Here is a 10293-nt window from a genome sequence, read left to right on the forward strand (position 1 = left end):
GGCACGGGGTGCCCACCCTACGTAGACTCTAACGAGGAGACGACGTGGCGCGACGCGGATTCCCGCGCGCCGCCGCGCTGGTTGCGATCCTGTCGTTCGTGCTGGCGGGCGAGAGCGTCCCGGCGCGCGCGCAGGTCGAAGTCAGGATGTGGACGCTGCTTTCGGGCGGCGACGGCGCGCGCATGCGGGCGCTGGTCGACGACTTCAATGCCACCCAGCGCGACGTGCGCGTGGTCAGCACGACCCTCAAATGGGGCGAGCCTTTCTATACGAAGCTGATCACGGCCTCCGTCGTGGGCGCCGGGCCGGACGTCGCGACCATCCACCTGTCGCGCATCGTCAACCTGGCGGGCGGCGGCGTGCTGCGGCCGATTTCTCCGGCCGAGCTGGCGGCGGCCGGCCTGCGCGGCCAGGACTACCTGCCGCGCCAGTGGGCCAAGGCGCACTACCAGGACGCGACGTATGCCATCCCGCTCGACGTGCACCCGTTCGTCCTGTACTACAACAAGACACTCGCCGGCAAGGCCGGGCTGCTCGATGCGGCCGGCAAACTGAAACCCATCGAGGGCGTGGACGCGCTGACGGGCGCCTTCCGTAGCGCCACCGAACGCACGGGCCAGCGCGGCCTGACGATGGAGAGCAGCCAGAGTTCATACGCCATCTGGCGGTTGTGGCTGTCCATGCTCGCGCAGCAGAACGTCACCATCATCCGCAATGGCCGGTTCACGTACGGCCCGGCCGGCGCCGCCACGCTGGCGCGCATCAGCGAATGGTTCACGAAAGGCTATGCGCAGGCCGGCCTCGATTATCCGGCGTCGACGAGCCAGTTCATGGGCGGCGGTGCCGCGTTCATGCTGAACGGCGTATGGGAAGTGCCGGAGCTCGTACGCGCATCGAAGGCAGGTTCGCTCGGCTTCGAGTACGGCATCGTGCCGCTGCCGCGCATGTACGCAAACGCGTCCACGTGGGCCGACTCGCACGGGTTCGCGCTGCCGGCCAACCCGGGCCATGAACCGTCGCCGGAAAAGGTGAGGGCAGTGCTGCGCTTCATCGCCTACGTCAGCAAGCATTCGCTGGGCTGGGCCGAGGGCGGCCATATTCCCGCCTATCGTCCGGTGGCGGAATCGGCGGAAGCGAAAAGCCTGATGCCCAACGCGATGTATGCACAGGTCGCGAACGACGTCGTGTACGATCCGGACGGCTGGACCATGGGAGCGGCCGGGCCGCTGGAAGCCATCGCCTCGAAGTTCCTGCCGGCCGCGCTGTACGGCTACCTGACGCCGGAGCAGGCCGTGCACAAATTCGAGTCGGAAGCGGCGCGCCCCGTGCGCAAGCGCCCGCCGCGCTATTGAAGGGGCCCCGCATGCGCGACGATACGCCTCACACCTCCATGGGCCCGACGAGCGCGCGGCGCGAGACGCTGCCCGCGTGGCTGCTGCTGGCGCCGTTCCTTGTCGCGTTCGGACTGTTCTTGTTCCTACCGGCACTGGAGACGTTCTGGTTGAGCCTCACGGAGAGCAGCCTCACGCGCACGAACGCGTTCGTTGGCCTGGACAATTACCACACGCTGCTGAACGACCCGTCGTTCTGGGATTCCGTCGGCAACACGTTCTATTTTTCGCTGCTGACGGTGATTCCGCTGTGCGCCATCGGCCTGTCGATGGCGATGCTGGTCGAGCGCTTCACGGGCGTGCAAGGCTGGCTGCAGGGCGCGTTCTTCCTGCCGTTCGTGCTGCCGATCTCCGTGATGACGCTGATCGCCGACTGGATGCTGCAGCCGTCGTCCGGCGTCGTCAACCACATCCTGGGCGGGGCGCGCCCGTGGCTCGCGGATCCGCACTGGGCCTTGCCGGCCGTCGCCATCGGCACGATCTGGTGGACGGTCGGCTTCAACATGCTGCTGTTCCTCGCCGGGCTGCGCAACATCCCGGCCGAGCTGTACGAGGCGGCCGCGCTGGACGGCGCGCGCGGGTTCACGCTGTTCCGCACGATCACCTGGCCGGCGCTGCGGCCCRTCGTCTCCACCGCGCTGATCCTGCAGCTGATCGCGTCGCTGAAGATCTTCGGACAGACGTACATCCTCACGAGCGGYGGTCCGTTCAACACGACGCGCGTCACCTTGCACTACATGTACGAGACGGCGTTCACGCAGAGCGACGCCGGCTATGCGGCGGCCGTCGCGATGGCCTTCGTCGCCATCGTCATCGTGCTGTCGCTGCTGCAGACGTGGATCGGGAAGTGGCTCGCGGGGAGGGATGGATGAATCGCTCGGGATCGTTCTGGACCATTGCCGGCGCCGCCTGCGCCATTCTACTCGTGGCGCTGTGGGCATTTCCGCTGCTGTGGGCGCTGTCGACGTCGCTTAGGCCGGAGCTGGAGACCGTCTCGAGCCGGTTCCACTGGCTGCCGCAGACGTGGACCCTGGACGCCTACCGCAAGACGCTCGGCGCGGGCAATGTCGTGCGCTGGCTGCTCAACAGCTTCGTCGTCGCGCTGCTGGTCACGGTCGTGACGATGGCGATCAGCCTGATGGCCGCGTACGCGTTCTCGCAGCTGCGTTTCCGCGGCCGCGGCATCGTGTTCGGCGTCGTCATGCTGGGATTCCTGCTGCCGTTCGAGGCGCTGCTCGTGCCGCTGTTCCGCACGATGCACCAGCTGGGCCTCATCAATTCGTATGCCGGCATCGTGCTGCCGCAGGTGGTGGCACCGGTCGTCATCTACGTGTTCAAGCAGTTCTTCGATGCGATTCCAGCGGACTTCCGCGAGGCGGCCTTGATGGACGGTGCCGGCCCGCTGCGCGTGCTGTGGAGCGTCTACCTGCCGATCTCGGGCAACATCGTGTGGGCGATGGCGATCGTGACGTTCATCGCCGCGTGGAACAATTTTCTGTGGCCGTTCATCATCGTCACGTCGAACGACATGATGACGATCCCGCTGGGCCTGACGCAGACCTATGATGCGTTCGGCGTGCGCTACGCCCAGCTGATGGCGGCCGCGCTGCTCGGCGCGCTGCCTGTGGCACTCGCCTATGTGCTGTTCCAGCGCCGGGTCACGCAGGGCTTCCTCGCGGCGAGCGGGTTGAAAGGATAAGGAGAACCCATGGCATCGGTCCGGCTGCGCGGCATCCGCAAGACATATGACGACAACCCCGTCATCAAGGGTGTCGACCTGGACATCGAGGATGGCCAGTTCGTCGTCTTCGTCGGGCCGTCCGGCTGCGGCAAGTCCACGTTGCTGCGCATGATCGCGGGCCTGGAAGACATCACGGACGGCACGCTGGAGTTGAATGGCATCCTCAGCAACACGGTGGAGCCCGCGCGGCGCGGCATCGCGATGGTGTTCCAGAGCTACGCGCTGTACCCGCACATGACGGTGGCGGAAAACATGGGCTTTGCGCTGAAGCTCGCGAAAGTGCCGCAGGCGGAGGTGACGCAGCGCGTGCGCCATGCGGCCGAGATCCTGCAGATCGCGCACCTGCTGGACCGCAAGCCGAAGGCCTTGTCGGGCGGCCAGCGGCAGCGCGTGGCGATCGGCCGCGCCATCGTGCGCAAGCCCGAGGTGTTCCTGTTCGACGAACCGCTGTCGAACCTCGACGCCGCGCTGCGCGCCCAGACCCGCGTGGAGCTGGCGCGCCTGCACAAGGAATTGAAGGCCACGATGATCTACGTGACGCACGACCAGGTCGAGGCCATGACTCTGGGCGAACGAATCGTCGTGTTCAACGCCGGCCGCATCGAGCAGGCCGGCACGCCGCTCGCGCTGTACGAGCGGCCCGCGAACCTGTTCGTGGCGGGTTTCCTCGGTTCGCCCCGGATGAATACCTTTCCGGCCACCCTGGTCGGGTACGCGGGCGGCCTCGCGACCGTGCGCACGCCCGGCGGCGGCGTGCTCCAGGTGGTGGCCGATGTCAGCCAGGCGGGGGCCGGCGCCCCGCTCACGTTGGGCGTGCGGCCCGAACACCTGCGACTCGACGGCGTGGGCGAAGCAGGCATCCCCGGCCGCCTCGCGCTGGCCGAATACCTGGGAGACGTTACGGTCGCGTATATCCAGGTCGAGGGTGTCGACGGCATGGTCGCGGCCAGGTGTCCGCCCGACGTGCCGCTGCCGCCGCCGGGATCCGCCGTCCGGCTGCGCTTCGATCCGGCGCGGGCCTTGCTGTTCGACGATCAAGGCGCGGCGCTGCAACGTCCTGATGGCAGCAGAACCGGTAGGGTGGGCACTCCGAGCCCACGCGAACGCGTGTAATGTCCGTGATATGCGAACTTTACGCGTGGGCACAGGGTGCCCACGCTACTGGGAGAGCTCTTACAGGTTGAAACGTCTCTTACAGCGGGATCGACAGCTTTCGGCCGCGCACAGTGTCACACTGTGGCCGTGCGTACAGATTGCGCCGAGACTACGTGCCAACATGGCGCATCAACCTGACAGGGGGAACTCATGAAACTCGATACCCAACTCATCAAGCGCGTTGTTGCCGTTGCCGCTTTGACCGCCGCGTCCACGTCCGCGTTCGCCCAGAGCGCCGAATACCGGCGTGGCTACGAGGACGGTTATACCGCGGGCATGCGCGCCGCCGACCAGGACCGCGACCGCAATCCGGGCTACGGCCGCCTGTACGTCGAAGAGGCCGAGTATGGCGTGCGCGGTGCGTCATGCGATGCCCGCCGGACAGTCTGGCAGGAACTGCGGCGCAACGACGGCGTCATCCGGGTCGGCAACCAGTTGTGCGGCGACCCGGCCCGCGGCGCGACCAAGCGGTTGCGCGTCGTCTACCGCTGCGGCGATAGCGAGCCGGCGCGGGTCGTCGGGCGCGAAGGCGAGACACTGCGTCTGAGCTGCCGGCGCTGATCGCGGCCGGGCGGGGCGGGAAAATTTTTGTCCCGGGTGTCTATTTTGGGGATCGTGGAACGTCGTCATGTTGCAGGACCCGTTATCCTTCCACAACGACCAGAGGACACCATGAAAAAGCAAGTCATCTTCAACCTGCCCGTCAGGGACCTGGACAAATCCCGCGCCTTCTTTTCCGCCCTCGGCTTCGGCTTCAAGCCGGACTTCAGCAACCCCAACGCGGCCTACATGGTCGTCGTGGAGGGCGCCATCGACGTGCTGCTGACGACCGAAGCCTTCTTCGGTTCCCTCACCGGCAAGCCGGTCGTGCGGGCGAAGGAGGCCAACGAAATCGTGATCTGCCTGAATTGCGACAGTCGGGAAGAACTGGACGACCTGATCGCACGGGCGGCGGCGGCCGGTGCGCGCATCCCGCATCGGCCGGAAGACCACGGCTTCATGGTCGACCAGGGCTTCGAGGATCTCGACGGCCATTTGTGGAACCTGGTCTGGATGGCGCCCAAGGCCTGACCGGATCATCCCGCGTTCAGATCGGGCGCTGCCCCTGCGCCTCGGCGAACGCCCGTGGCACGACGCCGATCTGCTGCAGCACGCCCAGCCGGTCGGCCTGCAGCCAGGCGCGCACGATCTGCCCGTCACGAACCTGGTAGATCACGTTTCCTTCCTGCATCACTTCGGCATGGCTGGGCTGGATGCCGGCGTACCGGCCGCCATGCACGGCGCGGAAGGTCCAGCGCGCGGCCACCTTGTCCGTCTCGCCGAATACGTCGTGCAATTCGAAGCGTACGCCGGGGAAGCCCGTCAGCACGGCTTCGATCGTTGCGTGGAACTCGCGCGGCCCCCGCTCGCCGCGCGCGCCGACGAAATCCGGCGCGACCAGCGCATCCAGCCGGTCCAGGTCCCGGCCATTGATGCATTCCTCGTACAGCGCCCGTACCAGGGCTTTGTTGGCGGCGGCGGTGTTCGTCATGCTCGTCATCCTGTCCTCCTCGTGGTTGCTCGCGTCGCTGCCGGAAGAGCGCACCCCGACCAAGGCAGACTGGACCCGGTTATCCAGCCTGTGGCGGCGCGAGCTCGACGAGCGCATCGCGCAGCTGACGCGGCTGCGCGACCAGCTGGACGATTGCATCGGCTGCGGCTGCCTCTCGATCGAGGCCTGCAAGCTGCGCAATCCGCTGGACGCGTTGTCGGAACAGGGAAGCGGGCCGCAACGCCTGTAATGCAAGCGTTGGGCGTGCCCCCCGGCCGTCTGTCCACCTCCGCCATGCACGAAACGAGGTAAACCTTATCGCCAGACCAACTCATGAGTGCCCTTGATTACTCCATTGAAATATTGAATAAAAACAATTGCCTATTGGAACTATTTGGTTATATGATGATTCCAATCAAACAATTCGATTGAGGGATTCATGTTGCACTACATATGTACTCGCGCTGTCCTGCTTCAGAAATTCACGTTTGAGGTGGTGGCGCATGGGCTTTAACAAGTTGCGTGTGTCCACCCGCCTGGGAATCGGATACGGTCTCGTTTCTCTTCTGCTGTTCGTCGTCACGGTACTGGGCGTCAACCGCATGGCCCACATCAAGGATCGCGTCGACGAGATCATCAAGGTCAACGACGTCGAAGCCCGTCTCGCCTCGACCATGGATCTGACGGTCACGGAACGCGCGCTGGCGTTGCGCAACCTGATCCTGCTCGACAGTACCGACAAAAAAGAAGTCCAGATGGAAATCGACCGCGTCGCCGAGCAGGAGAAGAAGTACGCCGAGGCGGATCAACAACTGGGCACCATGTTCGGGACCCTGATCAGTACTTCCCCCAAGGAAAAGGAATTGCTCGAGAAGATACGCCAGCAGGCAAAGGCGGCCGCGCCGTTCTATCCGCGCGCCGTGCAGATGGCGTTGGACGGGAAGGGCAGCGAGGCATATCAACTGATGCGTTTCGACTTCCGCCCGGTCCAGAAACAATGGTGGGCGCTGATGCGTGAACTGGCGGCCGTCGAACAGACGCAGAACGACGAACAGCTGCGCCTGGCCGACGAAGCCTATAGCAACGCACGCGCGCTGATGCTCGGCTTCGGTGCGCTGGCCGTGCTGACGGGTGTACTGGCGGCCTGGCTGATCACGCGCGGCCTGCTGCGCCAGCTCGGCGGTGAGCCGACCGACGCCGTGCGGATCGCCGGCGAGATCGCGGCCGGCAACCTTGCGGTCGACATCCAGACGCATCCCGGCGACGATGCCAGCCTCATGTTCGCCATGCGCTCGATGCGCGACAGCCTGGCCCACCTCGTCAGCCAGGTGCGCACCGGCACCGATACCATCGCGACCGCGTCGTCCCAGATCGCGGCCGGCAACCTCGACCTGTCCAGCCGCACCGAACAGCAGGCCGGTTCGCTCGAGGAGACGGCATCGTCGCTGGAAGAGATGACGTCGGCCGTCAAGCAGAATGCCAACAATGCGCGCCAGGCGAACGGCCTGGCGATGTCGGCGTCGCACGTCGCCGAGAAGGGCGGCGAGGTGGTGTCGCAGGTGGTGAACACGATGGGCGCGATCAACCAGTCGGCGCAACGTATCGTGGAAATCATCGGCGTCATCGACGGCATCGCGTTCCAGACGAACATCCTTGCGCTGAACGCCGCCGTCGAGGCGGCCCGTGCCGGCGAACAGGGACGCGGTTTCGCCGTGGTCGCAACCGAGGTGCGCAACCTCGCCCAGCGTTCCGCGGCAGCCGCCAAGGAGATCAAGACGCTGATCTCCGACTCGGTCGAAAAGGTCGATTCCGGCAACAGGCTCGTCGAGGAAGCCGGCGCGACGATGCATGAAGTGGTCGACAGCATCAAGCGCGTGACCGACATCATGTCCGAAATCGTGGCGGCAAGCGAGGAGCAGGCCACCGGCATCGACCAGGTGAACGGCGCCATGATGCAGATGGACGGCGTGACGCAGCAGAACGCCGCCCTCGTCGAGGAAGCGGCCGCGGCGGCGCAATCGCTGCAGGAGCAGGCAGACCATCTGTCGCAGGTGGTCAGCGTGTTCATGCTGTCCGGCGCCCAGCGTGCCTCGGGGCATGCCGCAGCCTCGCGCGCGGAACCGCAGCTCGCGTCGGTCGTCCGGCTCGAGCCCGGCCGCGGCACCGCGCTGACCGTGGCGCCGCGCGCTACGCGCCGCAAAACCGGTTAAAGGGCGCTTGACGTCGCCCGTGTCAAGGAGTACATCCAGGTAGTTTCAGTCGGCCAAAACTGTAGCAATTCACGAGGGAGCGGTGATGAGCAACGATGTGGCGGTACATGAAGCAGCAAAATGTGGACCCGCTCTGGCGGGAAGCAATATCTACTGGCATTCCGGGAAAGTCACCCCTGCGCACAGGCAGCGGTATTTCGGACACGAACCGGCGACGATCTGGCTCACGGGCCTGTCCGGCGCCGGCAAGTCGACGCTGGCCTATGAGCTGGAACACCTGATGCTCGACCGGGGCCACCCGAGCTTCGTGCTCGACGGTGACAACGTCCGGCATCACCTCAACCGCGACCTCGGCTTCACGGCGAACGACCGGCGCGAAAACATCCGCCGCACCGCCGAGGTGGCGCGTCTGATGAACGATGCGGGCCTGTTCGTCGTCACCGCGTTCATTTCGCCGCTGCGCGAAGACCGGCAGGTGGCGCGCGAGATCATCGGCGCGGAACGGTTCGTCGAGGTCCACGTCAGCACCAGCATCACGGTGTGCGAGGGGCGCGATCCCAAGGGCCTGTATTCGCGGGCGCGCGCCGGCCAGATCAAGGACTTCACCGGTATCTCCGCGCCTTACGAGCCGCCCGAGCGTCCCGACATCGCCATCGACACCGGGGCGATGTCGATCGAGGAAGCGACGCGCGCGCTCTACAGTCATCTGGCGCGGCGCATGGCCTGAAACATGGACACGCAACGTTTCGACGTGTTCAACGGCGATGCCGACGGCATCTGCGCCCAGCATCAATGGCGCCTGGCGTATCCTGCACCGAGCACCCTCGTCACCGGGGTCAAGCGCGACGTCGCGCTGCTGCAGCGGGTTGCCTGCGCGGAGGGGGCCGAGGTGACGGTGTTCGACATCGCCATCGATGCCAATGCGGCGCCGCTGCGGCGCGTCCTCGACAGCGGCGCGCACGTGACCTGGTTCGACCACCATTCGGCCCGCCAGGCCTTTCCGCACCCGCGCCTGCGCCTGTTCTGGGACGATGCGCCTACCGTCTGTTCGAGCCTGCTCGTCGACCGGCAACTGGCGGGCCGCTTCCGGGCCTGGGCCGCCGCCGCCGCGTTCGGCGACAACCTGGCAGGGCCGGCGCGCAGCCTGGCGCAAAGCATGGGCCTGTGCGAGACGCGCACTGCCGCGCTGGCCGAACTGGGGACAGTGTTGAACTATAACGCCTACGGCGAGCGCGTCGACGACCTGCACTTCGCGCCGGACGCACTGTACCGGGCAATCAGTCCGTATGTCGATCCGTTCGACTTCATCGCGTCGTCAAGCCAGTACCGCATGCTGGCGGACGGCTATCGGGAGGACGCCGCCCGCATGACCGGCCTGCATCCCGAGTGGGAATGGGACTATGGCGCGGTCTACGTGCTGCCCGATGCCTGCTGGGCGCGGCGGGTGTCCGGCGTGCTGGCCAACCAGCTGGCCGCCGGCGACGACGGGCGCGCCTACGCCGTGCTGACCGAAAACACGGACGGCACGTTCGTCGTCAGCGTGCGCTCGGGCGAGCCCGGTACGCATGCCGCCAACGTGCTGTGCGAGTGCTTCGACGGCGGCGGCGGACGGCGTGCGGCGGCAGGCATCAACCGGCTGCCGGCCGACGACGTCGAGCGCTTCGTGCGCGCCTTCTCCGATTATTTCGGCGGCTGCGGTGGGTAACCCATCGCTCGCGTCCCTCGGCTTTCTGTTCCTGCGCATCGGCTGCACCAGTTTCGGCGGCTACATGGCACTGGTGTCGGCCACGCAGGACGCCGTCGTCCGGAAGCGCGGGCTGCTGGCCGACCAGGACGTGCTCGACGGCGTGACGCTCGCCTCGATCCTGCCCGGACCGGTGGCGATCAACACCGTCGCTTACGTGGGCTACCGGCTGCGCGGCGCGGCCGGCGCCGCGGTCTGCGTGTGCGCCGCGCTGCTGCCGGCGTTCGTGTTCATGGTGGCGCTCGCAAGCCTGTATTTCCGCTGGGGCCGGCTGCCGCAGGCCGAACGCGTGTTCATGGGGATCATGCCCGCCGTGGCGGCGATCGTCCTGGCCGCGGCCTGGCGCATGTGCCGCGCTACGGTGCGCGGCTGGCGCGAGGCGCTGGTGGCCGCGGGCGCGGCCGTGCTGCTGTTGACCTTCTCTGGTGTGCTCGTCACGCTGGCCATCGTCGTGGCGGCGGCGTCGATCGGGCGCCTCTGGTTCCATGCCGGGGGCGCGGCGCCGGCCGCGGCGCCCGCCG

The 10293-nt window shown here is 66.6% G+C and carries 11 protein-coding genes and 1 pseudogene; 11 read left to right on the top strand and 1 reads right to left on the bottom strand.

The genetic code is table 11. From position 1 onward, the window contains the following. Positions 1 to 44: 44 nt before the first annotated feature. The 6 genes from AC1DYX_RS22525 (at position 45) to AC1DYX_RS22550 (ending at position 5358) form a co-directional block, all read left to right on the top strand. A complete protein-coding gene (locus AC1DYX_RS22525) occupies positions 45 to 1352 on the top strand; it encodes an extracellular solute-binding protein (protein WP_477262969.1) in 1308 nt (435 codons plus the stop codon). An 11-nt stretch (positions 1353 to 1363) separates the two neighbouring features. Beyond that, complete coding sequence (locus AC1DYX_RS22530) at positions 1364 to 2263, top strand: carbohydrate ABC transporter permease (protein WP_477262971.1); 900 nt, start codon at positions 1364 to 1366, stop codon at positions 2261 to 2263. Beyond that, on the top strand, positions 2260 to 3090 hold the full coding sequence (locus AC1DYX_RS22535) for a carbohydrate ABC transporter permease (RefSeq protein WP_477262973.1): 831 nt from the start codon (positions 2260 to 2262) through the stop codon (positions 3088 to 3090). The genes AC1DYX_RS22530 and AC1DYX_RS22535 overlap by 4 nt, the downstream gene beginning before the upstream one ends. 9 nt (positions 3091 to 3099) lie before the next feature. Continuing rightward, a complete protein-coding gene (locus tag AC1DYX_RS22540; RefSeq protein ID WP_477262974.1) occupies positions 3100 to 4245 on the top strand; it encodes an ABC transporter ATP-binding protein in 1146 nt (381 codons plus the stop codon). Positions 4246 to 4437: 192 nt separating this feature from the next. Then, a complete protein-coding gene (locus AC1DYX_RS22545; protein WP_477262976.1) occupies positions 4438 to 4848 on the top strand; it encodes a hypothetical protein in 411 nt (136 codons plus the stop codon). Positions 4849 to 4959: 111 nt separating this feature from the next. Next, the gene (locus tag AC1DYX_RS22550) at positions 4960 to 5358 is read left to right on the top strand and encodes a VOC family protein (RefSeq protein WP_477262978.1); all 399 of its coding nucleotides are present in this window, start codon (positions 4960 to 4962) and stop codon (positions 5356 to 5358) included. 16 nt (positions 5359 to 5374) lie between these two features. Here AC1DYX_RS22550 and AC1DYX_RS22555 read toward each other — a convergent pair whose 3' ends face one another. Continuing rightward, on the bottom strand, positions 5375 to 5818 hold the full coding sequence (locus AC1DYX_RS22555) for an ester cyclase (RefSeq protein ID WP_477262980.1): 444 nt from the start codon (positions 5816 to 5818) through the stop codon (positions 5375 to 5377). 28 nt (positions 5819 to 5846) lie between these two features. Between AC1DYX_RS22555 and AC1DYX_RS22560 the strand changes: the two are divergent. The 5 genes and pseudogenes from AC1DYX_RS22560 to AC1DYX_RS22580 all read left to right on the top strand — a co-directional run. Then, positions 5847 to 6068, top strand: a pseudogene (locus AC1DYX_RS22560) (MerR family DNA-binding protein); the annotation flags it as partial. 253 nt (positions 6069 to 6321) lie between these two features. Beyond that, a complete protein-coding gene (locus AC1DYX_RS22565) occupies positions 6322 to 8028 on the top strand; it encodes a methyl-accepting chemotaxis protein (protein ID WP_477262982.1) in 1707 nt (568 codons plus the stop codon). A gap of 85 nt (positions 8029 to 8113) precedes the next feature. Further along, positions 8114 to 8755: an adenylyl-sulfate kinase gene (gene cysC / locus AC1DYX_RS22570; protein WP_477262984.1), complete on the top strand. Its 642-nt coding sequence runs from the start codon at positions 8114 to 8116 to the stop codon at positions 8753 to 8755. A 3-nt stretch (positions 8756 to 8758) separates the two neighbouring features. Next, positions 8759 to 9733 carry a DHHA1 domain-containing protein gene (locus tag AC1DYX_RS22575; RefSeq protein ID WP_477262986.1) on the top strand — a complete coding sequence of 325 codons (975 nt, stop codon included), beginning with the start codon at positions 8759 to 8761 and terminating at the stop codon, positions 9731 to 9733. After that, positions 9726 to 10293, top strand: a 568-nt coding sequence (locus tag AC1DYX_RS22580) for a chromate transporter (RefSeq protein WP_477262988.1), incomplete at its 3' end; no start/stop codon positions are given. The genes AC1DYX_RS22575 and AC1DYX_RS22580, both read left to right, overlap by 8 nt.

This window comes from Massilia sp. P2_C2, from assembly GCF_056404615.1.

Excerpts from the sequence above, each read along its gene's own strand:
- AC1DYX_RS22535 (WP_477262973.1), top strand. The coding sequence starts at position 2,260 with ATGAATCGCTCGGGATCGTTCTGGACCATTGCCGGCGCCGCCTGCGCC.
- AC1DYX_RS22540 (WP_477262974.1), top strand. The coding sequence starts at position 3,100 with ATGGCATCGGTCCGGCTGCGCGGCATCCGCAAGACATATGACGACAAC.
- AC1DYX_RS22545 (WP_477262976.1), top strand. The coding sequence starts at position 4,438 with ATGAAACTCGATACCCAACTCATCAAGCGCGTTGTTGCCGTTGCCGCT.
- AC1DYX_RS22550 (WP_477262978.1), top strand. The coding sequence starts at position 4,960 with ATGAAAAAGCAAGTCATCTTCAACCTGCCCGTCAGGGACCTGGACAAA.
- AC1DYX_RS22555 (WP_477262980.1), bottom strand. The coding sequence starts at position 5,818 with ATGACGAACACCGCCGCCGCCAACAAAGCCCTGGTACGGGCGCTGTAC.
- AC1DYX_RS22565 (WP_477262982.1), top strand. The coding sequence starts at position 6,322 with ATGGGCTTTAACAAGTTGCGTGTGTCCACCCGCCTGGGAATCGGATAC.
- cysC (WP_477262984.1), top strand. The coding sequence starts at position 8,114 with ATGAGCAACGATGTGGCGGTACATGAAGCAGCAAAATGTGGACCCGCT.
- AC1DYX_RS22575 (WP_477262986.1), top strand. The coding sequence starts at position 8,759 with ATGGACACGCAACGTTTCGACGTGTTCAACGGCGATGCCGACGGCATC.